General features: G+C 61.2%; 20 protein-coding genes and 1 other RNA gene. 9 read left to right on the plus strand and 12 right to left on the minus strand.

Going from position 1 to position 23,466, the window contains the following annotated elements:
- Positions 1 to 104: 104 nt before the first annotated feature.
- Together ACTHND_RS06405 and ACTHND_RS06410 are read right to left on the minus strand one after the other, a co-directional pair.
- Positions 105 to 611, minus strand: a complete 507-nt coding sequence (locus tag ACTHND_RS06405; protein ID WP_440176904.1) for a hypothetical protein — start codon at positions 609 to 611, stop codon at positions 105 to 107.
- 373 nt (positions 612 to 984) lie between these two features.
- Positions 985 to 1,851 (minus strand): 50S ribosomal protein L11 methyltransferase, encoded by an 867-nt coding sequence (locus ACTHND_RS06410; RefSeq protein ID WP_440176906.1) that lies wholly within the window; start codon positions 1,849 to 1,851, stop codon positions 985 to 987.
- A 117-nt stretch (positions 1,852 to 1,968) separates the two neighbouring features.
- On the opposite strand from ACTHND_RS06410, the gene ACTHND_RS06415 reads away from it, so the two are divergent.
- The 4 genes from ACTHND_RS06415 (at position 1,969) to fumC (ending at position 6,951) form a co-directional block, all read left to right on the plus strand.
- Positions 1,969 to 2,745 (plus strand): hypothetical protein, encoded by a 777-nt coding sequence (locus ACTHND_RS06415; protein WP_440176908.1) that lies wholly within the window; start codon positions 1,969 to 1,971, stop codon positions 2,743 to 2,745.
- Between the two features lie 93 nt (positions 2,746 to 2,838).
- Positions 2,839 to 4,698, plus strand: a complete 1,860-nt coding sequence (locus ACTHND_RS06420) for an ABC transporter ATP-binding protein (RefSeq protein WP_440176910.1) — start codon at positions 2,839 to 2,841, stop codon at positions 4,696 to 4,698.
- Positions 4,699 to 4,746: 48 nt separating this feature from the next.
- The gene (locus ACTHND_RS06425) at positions 4,747 to 5,139 is read left to right on the plus strand and encodes a hypothetical protein (RefSeq protein ID WP_440176912.1); all 393 of its coding nucleotides are present in this window, start codon (positions 4,747 to 4,749) and stop codon (positions 5,137 to 5,139) included.
- Between the two features lie 417 nt (positions 5,140 to 5,556).
- A complete protein-coding gene (gene fumC / locus ACTHND_RS06430; protein WP_440176914.1) occupies positions 5,557 to 6,951 on the plus strand; it encodes a class II fumarate hydratase in 1,395 nt (464 codons plus the stop codon).
- A 58-nt stretch (positions 6,952 to 7,009) separates the two neighbouring features.
- Here the strand turns inward: fumC and ACTHND_RS06435 are convergent, their stop codons facing one another.
- The 5 genes from ACTHND_RS06435 to ACTHND_RS06455 form a co-directional block, all read right to left on the minus strand.
- Positions 7,010 to 7,792, minus strand: a complete 783-nt coding sequence (locus ACTHND_RS06435; protein WP_440176916.1) for an EAL domain-containing protein — start codon at positions 7,790 to 7,792, stop codon at positions 7,010 to 7,012.
- 381 nt (positions 7,793 to 8,173) lie between these two features.
- Complete coding sequence (locus tag ACTHND_RS06440) at positions 8,174 to 8,299, minus strand: hypothetical protein (protein ID WP_281187211.1); 126 nt, start codon at positions 8,297 to 8,299, stop codon at positions 8,174 to 8,176.
- 321 nt (positions 8,300 to 8,620) lie between these two features.
- Positions 8,621 to 9,034, minus strand: a complete 414-nt coding sequence (locus ACTHND_RS06445) for a hypothetical protein (RefSeq protein WP_440176919.1) — start codon at positions 9,032 to 9,034, stop codon at positions 8,621 to 8,623.
- A 319-nt stretch (positions 9,035 to 9,353) separates the two neighbouring features.
- A complete protein-coding gene (locus ACTHND_RS06450) occupies positions 9,354 to 10,421 on the minus strand; it encodes a GIN domain-containing protein (protein ID WP_440176921.1) in 1,068 nt (355 codons plus the stop codon).
- A 400-nt stretch (positions 10,422 to 10,821) separates the two neighbouring features.
- Positions 10,822 to 11,868, minus strand: a complete 1,047-nt coding sequence (locus tag ACTHND_RS06455; protein WP_440176923.1) for a helix-turn-helix domain-containing protein — start codon at positions 11,866 to 11,868, stop codon at positions 10,822 to 10,824.
- Positions 11,869 to 12,138: 270 nt separating this feature from the next.
- Here ACTHND_RS06455 and adh point away from each other — a divergent pair, with 270 nt between their 5' ends.
- A complete protein-coding gene (gene adh, locus ACTHND_RS06460; RefSeq protein ID WP_440176925.1) occupies positions 12,139 to 13,656 on the plus strand; it encodes an aldehyde dehydrogenase in 1,518 nt (505 codons plus the stop codon).
- A gap of 74 nt (positions 13,657 to 13,730) precedes the next feature.
- On the opposite strand, the gene ACTHND_RS06465 is transcribed toward adh, so the two are convergent.
- The 4 genes from ACTHND_RS06465 to ACTHND_RS06480 form a co-directional block, all read right to left on the minus strand.
- A complete protein-coding gene (locus tag ACTHND_RS06465; RefSeq protein ID WP_440176927.1) occupies positions 13,731 to 14,351 on the minus strand; it encodes a hypothetical protein in 621 nt (206 codons plus the stop codon).
- Complete coding sequence (locus tag ACTHND_RS06470; protein WP_440176929.1) at positions 14,348 to 15,772, minus strand: M48 family metalloprotease; 1,425 nt, start codon at positions 15,770 to 15,772, stop codon at positions 14,348 to 14,350. The genes ACTHND_RS06465 and ACTHND_RS06470 overlap by 4 nt, the downstream gene beginning before the upstream one ends.
- A 10-nt stretch (positions 15,773 to 15,782) precedes the next feature.
- Positions 15,783 to 16,490, minus strand: coding sequence for a hypothetical protein (locus ACTHND_RS06475; RefSeq protein ID WP_440176931.1), 708 nt, complete (start codon positions 16,488 to 16,490; stop codon positions 15,783 to 15,785).
- Positions 16,491 to 16,697: 207 nt separating this feature from the next.
- A complete protein-coding gene (locus ACTHND_RS06480) occupies positions 16,698 to 17,297 on the minus strand; it encodes a DUF4142 domain-containing protein (protein WP_440176933.1) in 600 nt (199 codons plus the stop codon).
- Positions 17,298 to 17,414: 117 nt separating this feature from the next.
- On the opposite strand from ACTHND_RS06480, the gene ssrA reads away from it, so the two are divergent.
- Positions 17,415 to 17,769, plus strand: a transfer-messenger RNA (tmRNA) gene (gene ssrA, locus ACTHND_RS06485).
- A 79-nt stretch (positions 17,770 to 17,848) separates the two neighbouring features.
- Here ssrA and ACTHND_RS06490 read toward each other — a convergent pair.
- A complete protein-coding gene (locus ACTHND_RS06490) occupies positions 17,849 to 19,183 on the minus strand; it encodes a protoglobin domain-containing protein (protein ID WP_440176935.1) in 1,335 nt (444 codons plus the stop codon).
- A gap of 222 nt (positions 19,184 to 19,405) precedes the next feature.
- Here ACTHND_RS06490 and ACTHND_RS06495 point away from each other — a divergent pair, with 222 nt between their 5' ends.
- From ACTHND_RS06495 to ACTHND_RS06505, 3 genes are all read left to right on the plus strand, one after another.
- Positions 19,406 to 19,954 (plus strand): SspB family protein, encoded by a 549-nt coding sequence (locus tag ACTHND_RS06495; RefSeq protein WP_440176937.1) that lies wholly within the window; start codon positions 19,406 to 19,408, stop codon positions 19,952 to 19,954.
- 90 nt (positions 19,955 to 20,044) lie between these two features.
- Positions 20,045 to 22,396, plus strand: a complete 2,352-nt coding sequence (locus ACTHND_RS06500) for a serine hydrolase domain-containing protein (protein WP_440176939.1) — start codon at positions 20,045 to 20,047, stop codon at positions 22,394 to 22,396.
- 44 nt (positions 22,397 to 22,440) lie between these two features.
- Positions 22,441 to 23,346 (plus strand): DUF72 domain-containing protein, encoded by a 906-nt coding sequence (locus tag ACTHND_RS06505; protein ID WP_440176941.1) that lies wholly within the window; start codon positions 22,441 to 22,443, stop codon positions 23,344 to 23,346.
- Positions 23,347 to 23,466: the final 120 nt, after the last annotated feature.

Genomic DNA, 23,466 nt, shown 5'->3' on the forward strand with positions numbered 1-23,466 from the left:
ATAAGAAAGCTCAGTGAGCTTTAAAGGGGCAGACCATCTTGGCATATTAACCTCCCAGCAATAATTTCCATTTGGGAAGCTATTTCGGGATTTCAAGAACTGGCCTACTCGAGCTGAATCTTGGTGATGTAGTAGGGCTTGTAGGCATCGGCGCCGCCCTGGATGAAGATATCCTCGATCATCTTGTCGTCGGCGCCGATATCCTTCAACGGCACCTCGGCGACTTCCCAGGTCTTGACCTTGGGCGCGATGGCATAGTTGGACTCGATCGCCACACCGCCGGGGGCTTTCACCTTGACCATCAGTTGCTGGCCGCCGTCGGTGCCGCCGTTGATATAGAAGGTCAGCTTAGTATAGCCCTTGGTAGATATCGCCGAATGGTGCAGGTCAAGCGCCGACCACGGCGTCCCTTCGACCTTGATCGGCTTGACCTGACCGGCCGGCACGGACATTTGCAAGGTGACGCCCCAGCTCCAGTTCTGCCAGTCGTTTTTCAGTTCATCGTCATAGATGACCATGGGCGCCGGCTTTGCCTCCTGCGCCAGGGCGGGGACAACCGCCAGCAGGGCGGCGGACGCAAGTGTGGCGGTGATGATTTTTTGCATGAACATTGGCGCTCTCCCGGTGAAACCCATTTGGCGGGTTTCTTTTATTTGATTTATTTATTTTGCCGGAAAATCATACAATTTCAAGCGTGGTAGGAAACGGCGGTCTAAATTATCCGTGGGCTGTGGTTTTTTGGCAATTGATGCTCTCCTGTTAGCGGAGGAGAGGGGGCGCCTAAGGCTGTTACGGAGAAACTTGAGCGATCGGTTTGCCCCCTCCGTCAGCGACACCAGCCCTAAAGGGCTTCGCGCTGCCACCTCCCCCGCTGCGCAGGGGAGGAGAAGGGCTGTTCTCCAAAAGGCGGCCAGCCTTTTGGCAAGGGCGACCATCCGTCGCGCACGTTTGCGCGTCTCCGCTAAGAAAAATGGAAAAAGTCCTTTAGACCTTTTCCATCACCAGTGTGCACCAGGCATCACGGTGGATGCGGCGGACAGTGCGGAAGCCCTTGCTGTGATAGGCCGCCTTCACGAAGCGCTCCTGGGTGCGCAGCAGGCCGGAGAGGATCACCAGGCCCTTCGGTTTAAGCGCGCCGCGGATCGACATGGACAGGCCGACCAGCGGACGCGCCAGAATGTTGGCGAACACCAGGTCATAGGGGGCATCCTGACGCACCAGGCGGTGATCGAGGCCATTGGCATAGACAAAGCGCGCATGGCACTTATTGAGCTTGGCGTTCTCGTTGGAGATGCGCACGCTTACCGGATCGATATCGGTGCCGACGGCGACCCGTGTGCCGGTCTTGGCGGCGGCGATGGCCAGAACGCCGGTGCCGGCGCCGACATCGAGCACGCGATTAAAGCGCTTCGATTTCAGCAGGTCGTTATAGGCGATCAGGCAGCCAACCGTGGTGCCGTGGTGGCCGGTGCCGAAGGCCGCACCCGCCTCGATGCGCAGGTTGACGGTGTTATCCGGTGCGCGGCCGCGATCATGGATGCCGTAGACAAAGAAACGCCCGGCGCGTACCGGCGGCAGGCCCGAAAGCGCCATGGCCAGCCAGTCGGCATCGGCCAGTTGATCGGCGGTGACAGTCAGTTCTGGAAAACCGCCGAGGATTTCCTGAAGCCGCGTATCTTCTTCCTCGGTCGTCGGGAAGGCGTCTATGCGCCAGATATTCTTGTCTTCGTCCTCTTCCAGGATCGAATAGGTGGCGCCTTCCAGCAAAAAGTCGCCATCAATGGCTTCGGCGGCGCTTTCCGAGACTAGACGGGGGCCACGGGCGATGATTTGCTGCGGATTGTAGGTCATATTGCTCTGCGATAAGATTAAGAATAGGCTCTATTTGATTTGATCGGCCGATTCGGGTAACTTCACTTCAATGCGCGGTGGTTGCGCACTCCTGAACGGGGCATTTAAGGACAGACGATGGCGAGAGCTACCACAAAATCAACGACTGGTGAAAATAAAGACATCCCGGCCGATGCCGGTGTGAAAAAGACCCTGGCGCGCAAGGCGCCGGTCGAAAAGGCTGTAGCTGCTGCGAAGCCGGCCGCCAAGAAGGCCGTTAGCGCCGCGAAAGCCGCGCCGGCCAAGGCCGCGGCCGCCACCAAGAGCGCGGCGACCAAAACCGCCGCCGCCGTCAAGGCCGCGCCGAAGAAGGCCGCTGCCGCCAGCAAGTCGATGGTTGCCGATATCAAGAAGCCCGTCGTTGCCGAATCCAAGAAGGTCGAGAAGAAGGCTGAAGCCGCCGTCAAGGCCGTGAAGACCGCTGCCGCCGCCACCAAGGCCAAGGCCACCAAGGCGGTTGCCGCGCCTGCCGCCAAGGCCGCTGCGGCGAAGAAGCCGGCTGCCAAAAAGGCCGTGACCGAAGCCAAGGCCAAGGTGACCAAGGCTGTTGAAACCGTGAAGGCCGCTGCCGCCGAAGCCAAGGCCGATGTGGCTGAAAAGGTCGCCGATCTCAAGGCGGCCGCCGAACCGGCCGTCAAGGACGCGGCCGCCAAGGTCGAAGCTGCTGTCGATGCCGCCAAGGACAAGATCGATGATGCTGTTGAAGCCGCAAAGCCGGTGATCGACGATCTCGCCAAGAAGGCCGATGACGTCACCGCCAGCGTCACGCAAAAGGCCAGCGATTTTGCCAGCAGCACGGCGACCGCCGCCAAGAAGAAGCCCGGCTTCTGGGCCCGCCTCTTCGGCGCAAAGTAAGGTTCGCAGGGACAAGTCCCTGCACCCGCAAGTTTGAAGTTGCCCCGTCGGTGTATCATCGGCGGGGTTTCTTTTTGCCTGAGGTAAGCGCATATGCAGGGCATGTCCCTGATCAATGCCCTCTACAGCCGCTTCGAGCGGATGATCGATCCGTTCGGTCCGCATGAAGACGGCCCGCCGCCCGATAAGCTGCTGCCCTTCTTCTGGCAGTTTCTCAAACAGGCCTGGCCGCTCTTTCTGGCCATCCTGATCGCCGGGTTTCTCTATACCATCACCGAGGTGGCCGTGTTCCGCTTCATGGCGGATATTGTCGATTACCTGACCCACACGAAGCCCGCCGATCTCTGGCGCGCGCATGGCCATGATTTCATCCGCATGGCGGTGATCATCGGCATCGCCTGGCCGCTGATCGGCTTTATCCATTCTTTGTTCCTGCGCCAGGCCATCACCAGCAACTTCCCCAACCTGATCCGCTGGCAATCGCACCGCCATGTCGTGCGGCAATCGATCGGTTTCTTCACCAATGACTATGCCGGCCGCGTGGCCTCGAAGGTGGTCGAAACGGCCTCGGCCGTGCGCAACACCCTGACCACCCTGTGCGACACTCTGCTGTATGTCGTCATCTATTTCGGCAGCGCCATCGTGCTGTTCTTCCAGGCCGACTGGCGACTGGTGATCCCGCTGGTGGTCTGGAGTATCGTCTACGGCCTGGTCTGCGCGTTTTTCGTGCCGAAGCTGGGCGTCGCGGCCAGCGAAGGCGCGGAGGCGCGTTCGGCGCTGGTCGGGCGCATTGTCGATACCTACACCAATATCCAGACGGTCAAGCTCTTCGCCGGCACGCGTCATGAGGACGACTATGTGCGCGAAGGTCTGCTGATCAACAGCCGCAAGTGGCAGGTGCAGGAACGCCTGATCACCGGGCTGGACAACAGCACCGCGGTCATCAATGCCCTGCTGCTGATCATCATGGCGGCGCTGGCCATCTGGCTGTGGAGCCAGGGGCTGATCACGGTCGGCGCCATCGCCCTGATCGGCGCCCTGACGCAGCGGCTGATCAGCATGTCGAACTGGGTGATGTTCCAGGTGACCAGCCTGTTCGAGAATATCGGCTCGGTGCAGAACGGGATCGAGACCATTTCGCGTCCGCATACGGTGGTGGATGTGGCCGAGGCGCCGGCGCTGGAAGTGCGGCGTGGCGAAATCCGCTTCGATCATGTCGGCTTTTCTTACGGCGACCTGCCGGCGATTGCGGATTTTAGCCTGACCATTGCGCCGGGGGAAAAGATCGGTCTGGTCGGGCCTTCCGGCGCCGGCAAGTCGACGCTCGTCAACCTGTTCCTGCGGCTGTACGATCTGAAAAGCGGGCATATCCGCATCGATGGCCAGGATATCGCCCATGTTGGCCAGGAATCGCTGCGCGCCCATATCGGCATGGTGACGCAGGATACCTCGCTGCTGCATCGCTCGATCCGCGACAATATCGCCTATGGTTCGCCGGGCGCGTCTCAGGCCGAGATCGACCGGGCGGCGGCGCGCGCCCATGCGGCGGGCTTTATCCCGGACCTTAATGACGGCCAAGGGCGCACTGGCTATGACGCCCATGTCGGCGAACGTGGCGTCAAGCTTTCCGGCGGCCAGCGCCAGCGCATCGCTATCGCCCGCGTGCTGCTAAAGAACGCGCCGATACTGGTGCTGGATGAAGCCACCTCGGCGCTCGATTCCGAGGTCGAGGCGGCGATCCAGGAAAGCCTGCTGGAGCTGATGCAGGGCAAGACGGTCATCGCCATCGCGCACCGGCTCTCGACCATCGCCCGCATGGACCGGCTGGTGGTGATCGACGGCGGCCGCATTATCGAGACCGGCACGCATGAGGAACTGATCCGTTCCGGCGGGCTCTATGCGCGGCTATGGGCACGGCAGACGGGTGGCTTCCTGGCGGAGAGGGTGGGGTGACGTCAGGTTCGAGACCAGCTATCGTTTAGACTTTAAAAGGGGGAAAAGATGTTCATAGCTATTATGATGGCCGCAGCGCTTTCGGGAAATGAGATGGTACCTGAGCCGCTACCTGCGGATACTCCAGCGAATGCTGTCTTCTATAGCCAGGAAGAGGCGCGGAAAATGCGCATGAGGATAAATTACTACCCACCAAAAGATTCCAAGGCGCATGTCGATGGCTCGGCGGTAATAAATTGCCAGGTTCAGGCGGACGGTACGCTCAGCCGTTGTGCGGTTCTTGAAGAAACGCCGCCTGACATGGAGTTCGGCAAGGCCACAGCCATCTTATTTCTCAAGAACGCCAAGGTTAAGCCTGAAGAGCTGAATAGTCAGTTACCCGAAGGTAAATGGAAGAAGTTCAAGTATATTTGGGTATATAAGCCTTTGGTTGACCGGTAACATTCTCTTGTACCTCCCCGGCTGTGCCGGGGAGGGGGACCGCGCTTCTCTTGAGGCGTGGTGGTGGGGTATCTTGCCTTCTTGGTGGGTTTATCAGGAAGGCTATAGTTTAAGTAAGAAACCCCACCACCATTTCGCTTCGCTCATGGTCCCCCTCCCCACCAGAGGTGGGGAGGTATAAGTATAAATTCTCGTCGCGTCCGGCATAAATTCATTGCGCTTTGACCCTTGCGGACCTAACGGATAGGCGCACGTTTTTTGCCGGTTATGGAGGGCGTTATGGCGTTGTTAGACTGGTTGTCCGGTTCGAAGAAAAAGCGACGGATCACCGCCACCAGTTTCACACCGGAGTTGGAAACCACCTCCGCCATTCAAGCCGGCCCATCCGATCCGATACCTCCCACGGAGACTCCCAAGATGACTAAAAATACCCGCACCGAAACCGATACCTTTGGCCCGATCGAGGTCGATAACTCGAAGTATTGGGGCGCCCAGGCCCAGCGTTCGCTCGGCAATTTCAAGATCGGCTGGGAAAAGCAGCCCCTGCCGGTGGTCCGGGCGCTCGGCATCGTCAAGCGCGCCGCCGCCGAAACCAATATGGCACTCGGCAAGCTGGATCCGGCTATCGGCGCCGCCATCATCCAGGCCGCCAATGAGGTCATGGAAGGCAAGCTCGACGAACACTTCCCGCTGGTCGTCTGGCAAACCGGTTCCGGCACCCAGTCGAATATGAACGCCAACGAGGTCATTTCCAACCGCGCCATCGAGATCCTGGGCGGTGAGATGGGCACCAAGAAGCCGGTCCACCCCAATGACCACGTCAACATGTCGCAGTCGTCGAACGACACCTACCCGACCGCCATGCACGTGGCCTGCGCCGAGGAGATCGTCCACCGCCTGCTGCCGGCGCTGCAAACCCTGCGCAACGCCCTGAACGACAAGGCCGAGGCGTGGAAGGACATCATCAAGATCGGCCGCACCCATACGCAGGACGCGACTCCGCTGACGCTCGGCCAGGAATTCGGCGGCTATACCCAGCAACTGACCAACGGCATCGAGCGCATCCAGCAGACCCTCCCCAAACTGATGCAACTGGCGCAGGGCGGCACCGCGGTTGGCACCGGCCTCAATGCCCCCATTGGCTTTGCGGAAGGCGTGGCCGAGAAGATCGCCGCGATCACCGGCCTGGGCTTCACCACGGCGCCGAACAAGTTCGAGGCCCTGGCCGCCCATGATGCCATGGTGTTCAGCCACGGCGCCATCAATACGGTGGCCGCCTCGCTGTTCAAGATCGCCAACGATATCCGTTTCTTAGGCTCCGGCCCGCGGTCTGGCCTGGGTGAACTGGCCCTGCCGGAAAACGAGCCGGGCTCATCGATCATGCCGGGCAAGGTCAATCCGACCCAGTGTGAGGCGATGACGCAGGTCTGCGTGCAGATCTTCGGCAACAATGCCGCGCTTACTTTTGCCGGTTCACAAGGCCATTTCGAGCTGAACGTCTTCAATCCGGTCATGGCCTATAACTTCCTGCAGAGCGTGCGCCTGCTGGCCGATGCGGCGGTCTCGTTTACCGATAACTGCGTGGTCGGTATCGAGCCGCGCCTCGACAATATCAAGCGCGGCCTGGAAAACTCACTGATGCTGGTGACGGCGCTCAACGGCCGCCTGGGCTATGACGCCTGCGCCAAGATCGCCAAGACCGCCCACAAGAACGGCACGACCCTGCGTGAGGAGGCCGTTGGTGGCGGTTACCTGACCAATGAGGAGTTCGACCAGTTTGTCCGTCCGGAAAACATGGTCCATCCGGGCTGATTAAAGCTCTGATACAGATATGAAAAAGCCCCGTTCAATGCTGAACGGGGCTTTTTCATTAAGCCCGCAAGGCTTGTGTGCGAGGACTTGCTTCAAAGCCGGTCACCATCGGCAGGGCCTCGACCTGCGGTTTGGCGAAATGGTAGCCCTGGAACAGCGACACGCCGGCGGCGCGCAGGGTGGTTAGTTCGGCTTCGGATTCGATACCCTCGGCGATGACCTGGATATCCAGGGCGCGGGCGATCGACATAATCCCGGCCACAATCGCCTGACGCACGCGGTCCGTGTTGATATCGCGGATCAGGTCCATATCGATCTTGATCAGGTCGGTCTGGAGATTGGCGAGCAGATTCAGACCGGCATAGCCGGAGCCAAAATCATCGAGCGCCGTCATGAAGCCCTGGCGCTTGTATTCCGCGACGATCTTCGAGATGTGGGCCGTATCGGTGACATGCTCCTGCTCGGTAAATTCGAACATCAGGCGTTTGGGATTGAGGCCGACGCGGGCCGCGGCGCCCAGCGAAGCCCGGATGCAGGCGGAGGGCTCATAGACGGCATTGGGCATGAAATTGATCGACAGGCGCGTGTCATCCTGGGGGGACAGGCGGCCAAACAGCTCTATGGCGCGCACCCGGCAGGCCTGGTCGAATTTGTACATGATCTCTGGCGTGACCTGGCTCAGCACCGTGCCGGCGCCCTGGCCCTCCGGTCCGCGCACCAAGGCCTCATAGCCCCACACGCGCCCCTGCGATACATCGAGAATAGGCTGGAAGGCCATGGTGAAGGCAAAGGGGAGTTCGGCGCCATCACGGCAGCCTTGACAGGTTACTCTGGTATTCATCAGCACATGCTCCGGCGGGTTCGCTTCGGAGCCTAGCTTAAAAAGCTCAAGGCGGCGTTAAGCCAAAGAAATAGGCGCGGGAGCGTTCCAGGATTTCTGGGCTCTCCGCGCCTTATTTACGCTTACGCGAGGTTGGGGACTGATTGGCCTAGATGTGGCCGAGGCTCAAAAGGGCGGCCAGCATGAAAAGGGTAAAGGCGGCCAGGCCGGAGACGGCGGGGATGGAGAGGGACATGATCTGTTTCCTTTTCTGAGGGAGGGGACTTACAGGCCGACCGTGGCCAGGGCGATCACCATGAACAGGGTGAAGGCGGCGAGGGCGGAAACGGCGGCGACGGGCATGTAGGTGTTGGTCATGGGAGTGATCCTTTCGGGGGAGGGTTAGAACTGGCCGATGGTGAGCAGGGCGGCGATCATGAAGAGCGTGCCGGCGGCAAGGGCGGTGGCGGTGTAGAGTTGGGCAGTCATCGCTAAAATCTCCTGTGTGTTTGCTGCGATGACCCTCATATGCGCCTTCAACGTGCATAGTTCAAATTAATACCATGTCATGAATGAGATGTAATAATCGAACAAATTCAATAAGTTAAAATTACAAAACGTTAATATTTGAAATTCTTTGTGCGCCGCAACAAGAGTTATGCGTGTGGTTGCGCGGGTTGGGAAAATTTCCGAAAATCGAGCGGTAATTTCGGATGAAATGTGTGCGGCAGGCTGTCGCACCTGGTTGCATTTATGAGTGTGGTCGGGGCTGATTTTCTTTGGCCGGGGGCGCAACATATGACGGACGTATCCTTTGGAACGCATTTTCGCAGGCAGACGCTCATGCCCTCACCCGGTCGCCTTCACTTCGTTCGGCTCCCGTCTTCTCCCCATCGCCATGGGGAGGGGGAAAGGAACCGGTTTCGCCGCGGATAAGGGGGCATCCGTGCGGACGTGGCGCTCCTGCGCGGCCTGCAGCCGTCGCTGGTGGCGGTTTAGCGGTGGTGGGGTGGCTATGTCAGGCGTGGGGTTGTCATCCCGCACGGTTGGCGCCACGTCCACGGGGGCGGCCATTGGCGGTCGTCCGGATTTGGCGGTTGGCGTCGCCCATAGCTGGCTGAGCAGGCGGTCAATCACCATCAGGGTGCGGGCGGCGCGCATGATGTCAGACAGAGTCTGCGGCGCGGGCGTGGCGTCAAGCGCGGCGATCAGGCGTTCGGCGCGGCGGCGCAGGTCGGGGCGGTGAGGGTGCATCTGTGTCATGGGCATAGCCTATCCCGTGGTGGGGCTGTGGGGATAAGTTGCCTGAGTGTGGGGCTTGCGGCCTAAGGAAGAAGTGAGGCCACAGATTGCACAGATGAACACAGATGAAGACAGGAAGGCGATTGGTTTGTGCCAGGTTTTCCGGATGTGCCAGGGCCGGCCTGTTTTGAGCGCTTTGTGCTCTCTAAGCGGCTGAGCATAAGCACGGACTTCGGGGAAAATTCCGGCTTCCTTAATCTGTGTTCATCTATGCAATCTGTGGCTTCCCCGTCTTAAATAAACCTTGCCACAGACTGCCAATCGCCGGCCGGGGATAAATTCAATGCCCTATGTGCATTTCGCCGGAGCCGACCACCTTGGTGACGACCGCGCCGGTGGCCTTCATGATGCTGACATCGCCTGAGCCGTTGGTATCGACATTGACGGTGTTGGTGATGCCGCCATAGCTGACATCGCCGGAGCCCGAGCCGCGCAGCACAAAGGCCGGTATCTGTCCGCCAGCGATCGAGACATCGCCCGAGCCGGAAATATCGAGATTGACCGGGCCGCCGACGCGCTGGACGGCGATGTCGCTGGAGCCGTTATTGACGACGCTCAAGCCGCCCATGATGTCACCGAGGGTCAGATCGCCAGAGCCGTTGAGCTGGACCTTCAGAGCGCCGCTGCGCTTGATGCTGACATCGCCGGCGCCCTGGTTTTGCAGGGCGGTCGTGCTGCTCTGCTCGACATTGAAATTGCCGGACCCGGTCAGGACGGCCTGGAGATTGCGCACCGTGCCGAGATTGATGTCGCCGGAGCCCATATTGTCGACAATGCTGTCACCGGCGCTGGCGACCGAGATCCGGCCGGGGCCGCTGTTGATGATGTTGAGCGGGCCGGCCACGGGCTCGATGGCCCATTCGCCACCGCCGTTCATGATGAAGTCCAGGCTCTTGCTGGGCGAGACGCGGCCGAAGGTATAGGCGGAGTCCTTGACCACCGCATTGGCCGGCACGCGGACATAGACCAGCGGCAGGTCGGAGACATTGACCAGGCCGATGCCGGCGATATGGACCTTGCCGTTGCGGCTCGATACCTGATCATCGTCATTGACATTGATGCGGAAGCTGAAATTCGGCTGGCGACCTGAGCTTAAGTGGCCATTCAGCACGGTGGTGGAACCGCGCTGCGAAACCATCAGGGTCGGCACCTTCACGCTGCCGTAACGGACGCGGATATCGATATCGCTGCGGTCTTCCGGCGTGACGACGACGCGGGCGACCATGTCGCGCAGTTCGATCTGCGGGCCGTCGCTCAGCATACGCAACTGGGCAGCGGCGCCGGTGGCGACCAGCAGGGCCATGAGACTGGCCGCGCCAATGGCCGGATAAATGATTTGGGTACGCATACTATAACCTCCAAAGGCTGCGGCATTTGTCCTGCTCACTGTCGCGGTTACGGGAAACGCGCCGGAGCAGGGGAGTGTGTTGAGCCGAAGCCGGAAAACATCGATCTGTAGCGATCGAACTTGACGCTAAAGTGAAGGAAGCCCCCCCTGAAATCAAATTAAAAGGGGTTCATGAATGAGATGTAACCGTCGAAGCGACATTTTTGCGTGCGCTCAGGCGCCGCGCGGGCTTACGCGCAAACGTGCGCGGCGGGCAGTCGCCCTTGCCAAATTTCAGAAGAAATTTGGAACAAAAAATGCTGAAGCGCCGCGCGGGCTTGCCTCGCATCAGCTCGGGCGCGCAGTCCCGCTTGCCAAATTTCTTGAAGAAATTTGGAGGTTCCTGTCAGGAGAGCCTGTGTTAAATGCCCTGTATCCGCCGGTAAATCGTGCTGCGATGGATGCCGAGGTGGCGGGCGGCGGCGCTGACATTACCGCCGTGGGCTTCCAGCGCCTGACGGATGCTGGAAAGCTCGATATCTTCCAGGCTCTGCTGCGGGGCCGTGCTTAAGATGGGGCCGATGCTTTCGCCTTCGAACTGGGCGAAGAACTCGCGGCCATCCTGCCCTTTCAGCCGGCCGGAAGCCAGATGCGCGGCGCGGGTGTCGAAAATCTCCTCGACATGAAGCTGGTCCAGGCCCTCCCAGGTGCGGCCCACCAGAGACAGACCGCGCCGGTTGGCGGCCACCACTATGCCGTCCTTCAGCACCAGTATGCCCTCGCGGGCGGCGCCGAGCAGGTTGGGGTCGGTCTGGAAGCGCAGGGTGCGGCAGCCGTCGAAGCCGTTGCGGAAAAGCCGGTGCTCGATCTGCTCAACCGCCATGCGCACCATGCCGAGCACATGGCCGCTTGGCTGGCTGGCCGGCACCGAGATATCGAGCACGCCGATCGTGGCGCCGCGCGGATCGATGATCGGCGTGGCCGAACACGTCAGGACCTGGTGGCTCTGAAAATAGTGCTCGCCGCCATTGACCACGACCGAGCGGCGTTCGGCCAGGGCGGTGCCGATGGCATTGGTGCCGGTGCCGTCTTCGCTCCATAATATGCCCGGACGCAGGGCCACCTGGGCGGCCTTGTCGGCGAAGCCGGGATCGCCGACGGCATCCAGAATCTCTCCCTTGGCATTGGTCAGGATGACGATGCCGGAGATTTCGCGCGCCTCGGAATAGAGGGCGTCCAGTTCCGGGCGCGAAATGCGGCGCAGGGCCTCGTGCTTTTCATGCAGCAGGCGGATTTCGGAGGCGGTCGGCGCATCGATGGCAGGCATGGCGCGTTCGTCCAGTCCCATATCGGCGCAGCGTATCCACGAGCGCAGGATGGAGTGGCCGATCTGGTCGACAGGCAGGCCCTTACGCGCGAAGAAGACCTCGCGGGCTTTCTGGATTTGCGATGGATCGGCAGCGCTCAACTCTACTCCCTGTCTTTAGGGAAAGAGAAAACCCTTAACCGTTCCGATGCAAGTGTAAACGATGTTTTCACGCCCGTTTTGATCCGAAACGCGCCGGCGGTGTCGCAATCTGCGACAGACGGCAAAATCCTGTCGTGCGGCGCGACAGGCGGACGGAAAAGCGCCTCAAAACGCGGCCTATGCGGGTGCTGAGGGGGCGATGGCGCTTGTTGCTGCACCGCACAGACGCGCAGCCTTGTCTCAACCAATCCAACAGGCAAGGAGACGAACATGACCAAATTCGAACGCATTATCGAGGCCGGCGCGCCTTTCAAGACCCGCTACGGCAACTATATCGGCGGCCAGTGGATCGAGCCGGTCAAGGGCCGCTACATGGATAATACCTCGCCGGTCAATGGCCGCAAGATCTGCGAAGTGCCGCGCTCTTCGGCGGAGGACATCGAACTGGCGCTCGATGCCGCGCATCGCGCCCGCGAAGGCTGGGGCCGCACCTCGGTGACCGAACGCTCCAATATCCTGCTGCAGATCGCCCAGCGCATCGAGGACAACCTGGCCCTGATTGCCGAGGCCGAAACCTGGGACAATGGCAAGCCGCTGCGCGAAACCACGGCGGCCGATATCCCGCTGGCCATCGACCATTTCCGTTATTTTGCCGGCTGCATCCGGGCTCAGGAAGGCTCGATCGGCGAACTGGACAACGACACCGTCGCCTACCATTTCCATGAGCCGTTGGGCGTGGTCGGCCAGATCATCCCGTGGAACTTCCCGATCCTGATGGCCGCCTGGAAGCTGGCGCCCGCGCTTGCCGCCGGCAACTGCGTGGTGCTCAAGCCCGCCGAACAGACCCCGGCCTCGATCCTCGTCGTTGCCGAATTGATCCACGACCTGCTGCCGCCGGGCGTACTCAATATCGTCTCCGGCACCGGCATAGAGGCCGGGGCGCCGCTGGCGCGCAGCCCGCGCATCGCCAAGATCGCCTTTACCGGCTCGACCGCCGTTGGCAAGGAGATCATGCGTTATGCCGCCGATAACGTCACCAACATCACGCTGGAGCTGGGCGGCAAGTCACCGAACATCTTCTTCGCCGACGTCATGGCGGAGGATGACGCCTTCCTCGACAAGGCCATGGAGGGCTTCGCCTTCTTCGCGCTGAACCAGGGCGAGGTCTGTACCTGTCCGTCGCGGGCGCTGGTGCAGGAATCGATCTATGACCGCTTCATGGAGCGCGCCATCAAGCGGGTCGAGGCCATTGCCCAGGGTGACCCGCTCGATACCGGCACCATGATCGGCGCGCAGGCTTCGCAGGAACAATATGACAAGATACTGAAATATCTGGAGATCGGTCGCAACGAAGGCGCGAAGGTGCTGACCGGTGGCGAGGCCAGCCGTCTGGGTGGCGATCTCGATAACGGCTTCTATATCAAGCCGACCGTCTTCGAAGGCCACAACAAGATGCGCGTCTTCCAGGAGGAAATCTTCGGGCCGGTGGTTTCGGTCACCACCTTCAAGACGGTGGAAGAAGCCATCGAGATCGCCAATGACACGGTCTATGGCCTGGGCGCCGGTGTCTGGTCGCGTGACATGAACACGGCCTATCGCGCCGGCCGCGGCATTCAAGCCGGTCGAGTCTGGACCAACTGCTACCATGCCTATCCGGCGGGGGCGGCCTTTGGCGGCTACAAGCAATCCGGCATCGGCCGCGAAACCCACAAGATGATGCTGGACCACTATCAGCAGACCAAGAACCTGCTGGTCTCCTACGCACCGGGCAAGCTTGGTTTCTTCTGATCAGACGGTGAGCCAAACGAAAACGCCTGCCTCTGATACCGGAGGCAGGCGTTTTTTGCTGCAAACATTGCCGGTTACGGCAGTTTGGCACTGTCCATAATGGCGGTCACGCTGGCCAGGCTGGCGGCATAATAGTGCTCTTCCGGCGCCAGATAGACGATGTAGTAGCTCTTGCCGTCCTTCGCCGCCGCCTGGGCCAGTCCGTGCATGTGCAGGCCCTCGGGCGTGCTGGCGGTCAGTTCAAAGCGCACCCCCTTGACGCTGCCGACAGTCACCGGCTGAGGATTGCGGGTCTCGACCTTGTGGTAATCGAGCGCCGCCACGGATTGGGAAACAAATTCCATCTGTTCGGAGAGCGACATGTCGCTCTTGCCGCGCAGGGTAGGCGTCGTCTTGGTATCGGGGCGCGCCGGATTGGCGATCAGCGGATCGTCGGGCGTCAGGCCCTCGGATATGTATAGGCGGTTTAGTTGCAGGCCGTCGATGCTCAGCAGGCGGACCTTGGGGGCCGTGCTGCTCTTGAAGAGGGTCGCCTGCGAGAGGTCGGACCAGTTGCGGTCCAGCTTGACCGAATAGCTGGGCGCCACCGTATAGGCGCCGGTGGGCGCCAGGACCGGTGCGGTGGTGCAGGCGGTCAGGCTCAGGGTGGCGATGATGCCGGCCAGGGCCGGTCTGATCAGTGGGTTGATGGTCATGTGGTGGCTCCCCCGTTGGATGGTGCGGCTTCGGGCGCGGGTGTTGCGCCAGATGCCGATGCTGGCGTTTCGGCCGGCGTGGTCTTGGCTATGGTGTCGATTTCGTCCTGGATCATCCAGGCGTCGCTGGCCGTGGGCGCGGCGGCCAGATAGGCCCTGTAGGCATCCTGCGCCTCAGCCGTCTGGCCGGCATGGCGGTAAACATCGCCCAACTGGCGCCAGGTCTCGACCGGTGCGTCCGGGCTCTTGAGCGCCGCTTTGTAGGCAGCCAGCGCCTGGGGCAGGTCGTCGGTATGGCCGCGCAGGCGCAGGGCCTCGCCGCGATAGAAGTTCAGCAGGCCGGCATCTTCGCCATCAGCGCTCAGATGGTCGATCAGGTACAAGGTCTGGCCGTAATCCTGGCGGCGCAGGTCGTCCTTCAGCCAGCGGCCGAGATAGGGGCGGACATGGGCGCGGTAGGCGGCGCGCGCCGCTTTCGCTTCCGCCGCGTCGCGGGTGGCCAGGGCGCCGCCGTGAAGCTGCCGGTCGAGCGCGTTCAACAGGGTGATGCGATCGCTTTCCAGCGGATGGCTGCCGAAGACATTGGTGCGGGTGGGCAGCCGGCGCACCTTTTCATAGTCCGACGCCTGGGTTTCCTCGATCATCCGGGTCCACAGAGCGGCGCCGGAACCGGTGAAATAGCCGGCCTTATTTTCATAGATCAGGCCATAGGCATCGGCCTGGGCTTCGGTATCACGCGAATAGCCCATCAGCACGGCGATGGTGCCGAGATAGGTGAGGTCGATCAGGGTGCCTGAGTAGCCGCCTACCGGCCGATAGGTTGTGCCGGCAGGCGCGGAGGCCGCGGCAGAGGCGGCCGCCGCGACGCCGATCACCAGCATGGCCACCATGGCGGTGTTTGAGCCGGCCTTGACCTCCTGATAGCGTTTCAGGCCGTGCGAATGGCGAAAGTGCCCGGTTTCATGGCCGAGGACAAAGGCCAGTTCGTCCTCGGTTTCGCAGCGCAGCAGCAGGCCCGACCATACTTCGCCATAGCCATTGGGGCTGACGCTGGCATTGAAGAAAGGCCGGTCCATGACATACATGCGGATATCACCGGCGAAGGGGCCGGCGACCTTTGCTTCGACGCCGGAGACATAGGCTTCCAGCGCCGGATCGGTGTCGCGCTCACCGGAGGTTCTGGCCTGGCGCTCGGCCTTGGCGGCATCGGCCCAGATGCCGCCTTCAAGCGACTTCGGATCGGGTTGTGCGCCGGGAATGCGTTCGGGCATGTCCCGATCGAGATTGGCGGCCTGCGCCTCCTGCGCCCTAGCCGGCAGGCTGAGCGCCGGTATGGCGGCGGCGGCCAGCAGGCTGGCCTGCACCAGGGCGATGGCGGCCCGGTGCCCCCAGGGGCGCCGGCGGGATGGAGTCATGAGCATGGGCGCACGCTTACAGCGGCAGGGACTTGAACAGGGTATCGACCGCCGTGGCGGCGCCTTCCGGCGTGCGGATATCGGTGCCCATGCCGACCATGTTGAACTGATACCACACCACCTGGCCGGTTTTCAGGTCCACCAGGGTGGCGGTGATGAACTGGCCGCCCATGGGGATGGCCGCGCCGAACGCGGCGGCGGCGAGGAAGGCGGCGCCTCGGCCGCCGGAAGACCAGCTTCCCTTGCAGCGCACAAAGAGGGCATAGGCCGGCGGCGTGGTCGAATCCGCCGGCACCAGTCCGGTGGCGCCGTCGCCCAGGGTCCAGTCGAAGCTGGTCTTGGTCGGCAGGGCCATGAGGCCGATATTCTGTGCAATCGAGTCGGTCACGGCGTCGTTGAGCTTCAGCATCTGCTGATCCTGCGAGTCCTCGTAGGCCGCCAGGTCGGTCGAGGCCGTCGCGTATTTTTTGCCCTGCAACGCCTTGGCCAGGTTGTCATTCAGGTACTTGCGCGTATTTTGCGACCACTCTTCCTTCGGCTCGACCGTGCCGCCAGCCGTCAGCATTCCCAGCGAGACCTCAGGCATGACGATCAGGATCGGCGTCCCTTCGGCCGGCCTGGTGATTTCCACGCGGTTGGCATAAACGGCCGCCTGGGCCAGGTGCGGCGCAGCGCTCATGGCGAGGCCGAGCGACAGGAGTGCCGCGGTCATCAAACGACGCATATCAGGATTTCCCCCTCAAAGATCAGGCACCGCCCCCGGCGCCATATGAGGTCAGACTAGATCGGTTCCGAGCTCGCCGCAAGATAAATTTCAAGGATGAAACATTTGAAAGTCGTAACAAATCAAACGGTTTTTCAGATATGCTGACGTAACAAGGCCCGCCTTTCGAACGGGGGCGGGCCTGTTATCTCTGTTCCTTGTGAGCAACTATTCCTTGAAGGCGTCGATCTTGTCCTTGTGCGCCTGGAGAGTCGGCAGGGTGTTGGTGGCGAAGGTCTGCAGGGCGGCGTCCTTGCCGTTCTTCGCATAGTCATCGAACAGGTTGACCGCTTCAGAATGGGCGCTCTGCTGGATATCGACATAGGCCTTGTCGAAGTCGGTGCCGGTCTTGGTGGCCAGGTCGTCCAGCTTCTTCTGGTGATCATCATCGAGCGCGGCCGGCGGGGTCAGGCCGGAGGTGGCGGCGACGGCGGTCTTGAACTTGTCGCCGGCGGCGGTGTGGTCCTTGATCATCATTTTGGCAAAGGCCAGGACATCGGCGTTCTTGGAGGTCTTGACCGCCAGTTCGCTGGTCTTGATCTCGAACATATTGGCGATGGCCGCCTTGGTAACGAAATCCTGCGTCTTGTTGGCGTCCATATCGGCGCCGATGCTGCTGACAGCCGCCGAGGCATCGGACACAACACTGGTCGTGGTTTCCTCGACCTTGTCGGTGGTGGTCTTGCTGCAGGCGGCCAGACCGCTTATGGACAGGACGAAGATGGCGCCACAGGCGGCGGCGGCACGAAGATGGCTAGAACGGGACATGATGGAGTTCCTCAGCTTGGGTTTGGATGTCCGGAAGCTAGGGCAGGGCGCATAAATTTGCCCCGCGACTTCACGGGTCTGTGACAAAAATTCGATAAGGATGATTTTGTTCGCTTATCTCTTCCCCTGAGCGTCCGGTGCGCCTATATTGAAGCCGTCGGGTTTCGGCCCGACTATGGGGATAAACGCCCACGTAATAAGCGAACTGGACCCGGGTGCGATTCCCGGCGGCTCCACCATTGATCTCAGGCTTAGAGATTATGGGGCCGATCAGCATCGACAGGCGTGTAAAGGTGAAGCTTTCCCTCAGTGTGAGGCTCTGTGATCGCCTCATTTTATAACTGCGAACGATAACTTCGCTTCGGATCAAGCTCTTGCTGCGTAATGCGGCGGATCTAATCCACCTAAACTCCTAGGAACTAAGCCTCCTGGGCGGGGCCCGCTGGCCGCCTTGCAACAGAAGGCCAGCACTCTTCTTTGAAAAATAAAAAATACGCGCAAATGTGCGCGGCGCGCCGCCCCCGCGGAGGCGCCTCGCGCCGTGAGCGATATCAAGACGCCCGCAGGGTGATGAAGAACTGCTCGGCGTGGCGGGTCAGTTCGCCGGACTGCGCCGCCAGGGACTGAGCGGATTCATCCACTGATTCCGTTGCCATCTGAGTCTGTTTTACGGCGCTGTTCAGGCTAACAATGTGCTCTGACAGGCTGGACGAGGCGTCCGACACATGCTGGATGCTGGTGGCGATCTCGTTGGTGGCGGTGCTCTGTTCCTCGACGGCGGCGGCGATCGAGGTATTCGACGCTTCGACCTCGGTGATCGCATTGACAATATCGCCGATCGAAGCGACGGCGCGGTCCGTCGAGCCTCTGATCTCCTTGATATGCTGAGAGATTTCGGTGGTGGCGCGGGCGGTCTGGTCGGCCAGGGCCTTGACCTCGGTGGCGACCACGGCAAAGCCCTTGCCGGCATCACCGGCGCGGGCGGCCTCGATGGTGGCGTTAAGCGCCAGCAGATTGGTCTGGGCGGCAATGCCCTGGATCATGCCCAGGATATCGCCGATCTTGTCGACCGCGCCGGAAAGCTGGCTGACCTCGGCGCTGGAGGTTTCGGCCATTGAGACGACCGAGCGGATGCCGGTCGAGGCGCCGCTGATCTGGCTGCTGATTTCCTGGATCGACTTGGTCAGTTCCTCGGCAGCGGCGGCCACGGACTGGGAATCCATCGAGGCGCGGTTGGCGACATCGGCCACGGTCTCGGAGGTCGATTGAGCGCTGTCGGCCACCTGGCCCAGGTCGCGCGAAGTCGATTGCAGACTGGCTGACCGCTCGGAGACCTGACCGACAATGGTTTCGAATTCACCACGGAACTGATCGATCGCGGTTTCCGTTTTGCGCGCCTTTTCTATGATGGCGCCTTCGCTGGCCGCCTGGTAGGTGGAGATGGCAATATCGAGATCGAGAAACACCGCCTTGTTGACGGCGATGAGCGCTCTGGTCAGGGTTTTCGGCTTGAAACGGTAGGCGGCGGTCAGGGTCGCCGTCAGTTCATCGAGCACGAACTGGTAGCCGGCAATGTACCATTTGGGCTCCAGACCGATGCGGTGATGCGTCTGGCCGATGCGCAGGGCGTTGTCGAAATAATCCTGGCTGAAACCGCTGGTGAACAGCATGTTCCAGTGGCGGCTCTGCGCGCCCTGCAGGCGGCTTTCGTGGGCGCCGATCATGGCGGCCAGGTGCGGTTCGCGCGTAATGTGGGCATAGAAGGCGGTCAGGATACGGGGCAGGGCAGGCGCGATGCGGGGCCAGACCTGTCGCAGCAGGGCGGTGTCCTCAGGCGTGATCCGAGCGAAATCAAGACGGTGCTGATAGGTGTCGCTGTTGGTCATTTGAGGTACTCCTTACTCTTACGTTTTTTATAAAAACGCTGATATCTGAGTTGCATTTACTCAACCAATGGTTAACCAAAGGTTGTGAAGAGCCAAAATCCGTATCAAATATGTGGATATGGCTTTTTTGCTGCTTCACGGCAATTTGCGGTTTCGTTTTCAGACGGTCATGCTAAGTCTGAACGCACCGCACAAGACGAGTTTTGCAGAGGCCCCGAACGCATGTCCGAAGATCAGATGATCATCGACCAGATGGATTACGCTAACCTGACCCAGAACGCCCTGCGCGGCGTCATCAAGCAGGGGCTGCTGCGGGCCGCCTCGGTAGAAGGTCTGCCGGGCGAGCATCACTTCTACATCACCTTCCTGACCAAGGCGCCCGGCGTTTCGATCCCCGCCGATCTGCTGGCGCGCTATCCGTACGACATCACCATCGTATTGCAGCACCAGTTCCGCGACCTGCGCGTTACCGACGATTTCTTCCGCGTCACCCTGACCTTCGGTGGCGCGCCCAAAATCCTGACCGTGCCCTATAATGCCATCACCCGTTTCCATGATCCGCACGCCCAGTTCATGCTGGAATTCGAGGTCGATGATCCGGCGGCCCTGTCTCAGGATCTGGGGCAGGATCTCGACGCGGGCGAGGAAATCGGCGATATCGTCACCGAACTGGCGCCGCCGGCGGACCGGCCCAAAAAGGACGCCGCAGCCCCCGAACCCGATGGCGACGAGCCCAAGATCGTCTCGCTGGACCAGTTCCGCAAGAAATAAGCGCGACAACCGAAAAAGACGCTACGCCTGTCACCAGAATCGCCTAAATTCGCATAACAGACGAATGCGCGTTCCGGGATTGAATCGAAGATGGCTTTTCGGGGTTTCGTTCACAGATTTGGACCAAAGAGCAAAGCGGCGGCCCTGCTGCTGGCCCTGGGTTTGATCTCTGGCGTGGCCGGCCCGGCGGTCACCCAGTCCACGCCGCCCACCGCTGATGCGTCGTCTGCCGCCTCGCCGCCTGCCAGTGCTTCAGCCAGCCCGCCGGGGCTTGACCTCAAACCCTATATCCCTACCCCGGCTTCCGAGGCGGCTTCTTCCAGCGTCTCGACGCCGGTAAAACCGCGTCCGAAGCCAAAGCCTGTAACGCCTCCGGTTTTGCCCGCGCCCGCGCCGGTGGTTCCGGCGAGTGGCCCGATCGGTTACCAGACAAGTCTGCCCGGCGCCGTCATGAAACCGGCCGCGCCGATGGTGGTCGCTTCCACCCTGCCGCCGCGCACGGCCGCCACGCCGATCAGCGCAGAGGATATCGAAACCTTCACCGACTCGGTGGTGCGCACCCTGATGCAGCGCGATCATGTGCTGGGCGTCACGGTCGCCGTCGTGCAGGGCAATACGCCGTTGCTGCTTAAAGGCTATGGCTATGACCGACTGGCCCCCTTGCGCCGCGTCGATCCCAACAGTTCGCTGTTCCGCATCGGCTCTGTGACCAAGACCTTTACCTGGATCGTCGCCCGCCAGGAACTGGAAGCCGGTCGCATCCAGATGGATTCATCGATCGGCAATTACCTGCCGGCCGATCTCTACAGCGAGGACCGCCGGTTCAAGCCGATCACCCTGCGCGAACTGATGGATCACACCAGCGGCTATGAGGATACCAGCCTCGGCCACCTGTTCCAGCTCAATGGCTCGCGTCTGATCGGCGCTGACAGCTATTTCCGTGTTCACCGCCCGAAACGCGTGCGCCAGCCGGGTGAATTTTCCGCCTATTCCAATTTCGGCGCGGCCCTGGCGGCGCGCGCGCTGCAACAGACGGCACGGGCGAAGGATGTGCCGACCCTGATGGAAACCCGCATCTTCCAGCCGCTCGGCATGACCCATACGAGCTTGCGCGAACCCTACAGCCCGCAAGGGCTCGATCTGGAAGATTTGCCGGCGCCGCTCTCGACCGAACTGACGCAGGATTTGTCGGACGGTTTTGTCTGGGATGGCGCCACCTATGAGGCGCAACCCTTCGAGCACGCCATTCCGCTCTCCGGTGCGCTCGGCGCCTCCTCAACCGCCCAGGACATGGCGCGGCTGATGGCGATGATGCTCGGCAATGGCCAGATCGACGGCATACAGCTCTTCAATGCCGATTCCGCCAGTGCCTTCCGCCAGCCCCTGCTGAAGATGCCGGAAGGCTATAATGGCTGGGCGTCGGGCCTGATGATACGCCAGGCACCGGCGGATTTCACCACCTATGGCCATGGCGGCGCCACCCTTTGGTTCAACGCCAATATGGTCATCGTGCCGGAAATGAACCTCGGCATATTTATCGGTGCCAACACCCAGACCGGTGCCGCCCTGACCGCCAGCTATCCGAACCTGCTGCTCGATCATCTGAGCGGCGATACGGTCAAGCCGCCGCTGATGCCGTCACCGGCCAATGCCTATGCCCAGCATCGTGACTATTACCGGGCGATCGCCGGCCAGTATGTCTCGACCCGACGCGCCTATGGCGGGCTTGAAGGGGCGGTGACCCGTCTGCTCAATACGGTCGATATTACGGTCGATAGCGATGGCCGCCTGATCCTGAGTACGCCGAACGGCCTGTCGGCCTTCGTGCCGGCCTCGGCCACGGGATTTTTCACGCCGCAGGATACGGAGGATTCCGGTCCGGCTTCGGCGACCGGCGGACTGCATTTTCTCTTCAATGCCAATGGCACGCATGTCTCCGGCTTCGAGACCGCCAGCAATGTGGCGCGCTATGAACGGGTTGGCTGGTGGTATAATCCGTCCGTCGTGACCCTGCTGACAGCGCTCATGATCGCCACCTGCATCTTTGTCTGGATCATGCTGGCCAAGGGGCCGGGGCGCAATGAGCACCCGACCGAGGAACAGGGCCGCGCCACGGTTATTTCCGCCTGCCTGTCGCTGCTGTGGCTGGCGGCCATCTTCATCTTCCATACCTGGCATGAGGCCCTGGCCGATAACCCCGGCAGCCTGTTCACCCACTGGCCGGCGGGGCAGGTGCGCCTGGCCTCGGCGCTGGCCTTCGTGGCCATGCTCGGCACCTTTTATCAGGTAGCGACCTATTACCTCGTCTACAGCGGCCGCGGCCGTTATGGCGATGACTGGCCGACCTGGCAAAAGGTGGCGCATGGCCTGATGCTGCTCTACTGGCTGTTCTATATCTTCATCCTGACCATCTGGGGGGCGCTGGAGCCCTGGAGCTGGTAGTAGTCATAATTGAAATCTGATGGTGGTGGTCCGATGCTGACGGTATGGACGGAAGCCTGACAGACAAGCCGAAACGGTCGCCGGAAGAACGGCGGTCGAGAAAAGCCGAACGCCGGGCGAAGCAGCGCGCCGCCAACGCCATGCGCGCGGAAAAGATGCACAAGGCCCGACTGGAAGCCCGGATGGCGGATACGAAGACCAAGCCCATTTTGTCCAACCCGCCGGCTGTGAATATCGCCTGTTCCGGCTGGTTTTACTGGGACTGGCGCGGCAAGTTCTATCCGACCCAGATGCCGACGAAAGACTGGTTTCCCTGCTACATGGACCATTTCGACACGGTCGAGCTGAACGCGCCCTTTTATGCCTGGCCGACGGTCAATACGGTCAAAAACTGGCTCCGACAGGCCGAAGGACGGGACTTTGTGTACACCGTCAAGGTGTGCGACCTGATCACCCATATCCGCCGGTTCGAGGATGTGCAGGGCCTTATCGAGGACTTCGGCTACATCGCCGATGTCCTGGGCGAACGCATGGGCTGCTTCCTGTTCCAGTTTCCGGCCAGCTTCCACTATGCGCCGGACAGGCTGGAGCGGATTGTGTCTCAGCTCGATCACAGCCGGCGCAATGTCGTCGAGTTCCGCCATGAAAGCTGGTGGAACGAAGCGGTCTATGCCGCCTTTCGCGCCAATGGCATCATCTTCTGTTCGTGCAGCGGGCCGAAACTGCCGGACGACATGATCCGCACGGCCGATGACGTCTATATCCGGTTTCATGGCCCGGAAAAATGGTATCGCTATGACTATTCCGACGTCGAACTGGCCGATTGGGCCAGGCGCATCAAGGCCAGTGGCGCGAAGCGCATCTGGGTTTATTTCAACAACGACTATGGCGCCAATGCGATCCGCAATGCGCAGACCCTGACGCGGCTGCTTAAGGCGGAAGATATGTAATTGAAGTCATATCCAAAAATCCTCCCCACTGGAGGGGAGGGGGACCGCGAAGCGGTGGAGGGGTAGTAACCTGAGTTGGCCTTCGTGCCCTTACCCCTCCGCCGCGGACTTCGCCGCGTC

It is taken from the genome of Asticcacaulis sp., assembly GCF_051954415.1.
Lineage (GTDB): Bacteria > Pseudomonadota > Alphaproteobacteria > Caulobacterales > Caulobacteraceae > Asticcacaulis.

Coding starts and splice junctions, on each gene's coding strand:
- ACTHND_RS06405 (WP_440176904.1), bottom strand. CDS start 611: ATGTTCATGCAAAAAATCATCACCGCCACACTTGCGTCCGCCGCCCTG.
- ACTHND_RS06410 (WP_440176906.1), bottom strand. CDS start 1,851: ATGACCTACAATCCGCAGCAAATCATCGCCCGTGGCCCCCGTCTAGTC.
- ACTHND_RS06415 (WP_440176908.1), top strand. CDS start 1,969: ATGGCGAGAGCTACCACAAAATCAACGACTGGTGAAAATAAAGACATC.
- ACTHND_RS06420 (WP_440176910.1), top strand. CDS start 2,839: ATGCAGGGCATGTCCCTGATCAATGCCCTCTACAGCCGCTTCGAGCGG.
- ACTHND_RS06425 (WP_440176912.1), top strand. CDS start 4,747: ATGTTCATAGCTATTATGATGGCCGCAGCGCTTTCGGGAAATGAGATG.
- fumC (WP_440176914.1), top strand. CDS start 5,557: ATGACTAAAAATACCCGCACCGAAACCGATACCTTTGGCCCGATCGAG.
- ACTHND_RS06435 (WP_440176916.1), bottom strand. CDS start 7,792: ATGAATACCAGAGTAACCTGTCAAGGCTGCCGTGATGGCGCCGAACTC.
- ACTHND_RS06440 (WP_281187211.1), bottom strand. CDS start 8,299: ATGAGGGTCATCGCAGCAAACACACAGGAGATTTTAGCGATGACTGCC.
- ACTHND_RS06445 (WP_440176919.1), bottom strand. CDS start 9,034: ATGACACAGATGCACCCTCACCGCCCCGACCTGCGCCGCCGCGCCGAA.
- ACTHND_RS06450 (WP_440176921.1), bottom strand. CDS start 10,421: ATGCGTACCCAAATCATTTATCCGGCCATTGGCGCGGCCAGTCTCATG.
- adh (WP_440176925.1), top strand. CDS start 12,139: ATGACCAAATTCGAACGCATTATCGAGGCCGGCGCGCCTTTCAAGACC.
- ACTHND_RS06465 (WP_440176927.1), bottom strand. CDS start 14,351: ATGACCATCAACCCACTGATCAGACCGGCCCTGGCCGGCATCATCGCC.
- ACTHND_RS06470 (WP_440176929.1), bottom strand. CDS start 15,772: ATGCTCATGACTCCATCCCGCCGGCGCCCCTGGGGGCACCGGGCCGCC.
- ACTHND_RS06475 (WP_440176931.1), bottom strand. CDS start 16,490: ATGCGTCGTTTGATGACCGCGGCACTCCTGTCGCTCGGCCTCGCCATG.
- ACTHND_RS06480 (WP_440176933.1), bottom strand. CDS start 17,297: ATGTCCCGTTCTAGCCATCTTCGTGCCGCCGCCGCCTGTGGCGCCATC.
- ACTHND_RS06490 (WP_440176935.1), bottom strand. CDS start 19,183: ATGACCAACAGCGACACCTATCAGCACCGTCTTGATTTCGCTCGGATC.
- ACTHND_RS06495 (WP_440176937.1), top strand. CDS start 19,406: ATGTCCGAAGATCAGATGATCATCGACCAGATGGATTACGCTAACCTG.
- ACTHND_RS06500 (WP_440176939.1), top strand. CDS start 20,045: ATGGCTTTTCGGGGTTTCGTTCACAGATTTGGACCAAAGAGCAAAGCG.
- ACTHND_RS06505 (WP_440176941.1), top strand. CDS start 22,441: ATGGACGGAAGCCTGACAGACAAGCCGAAACGGTCGCCGGAAGAACGG.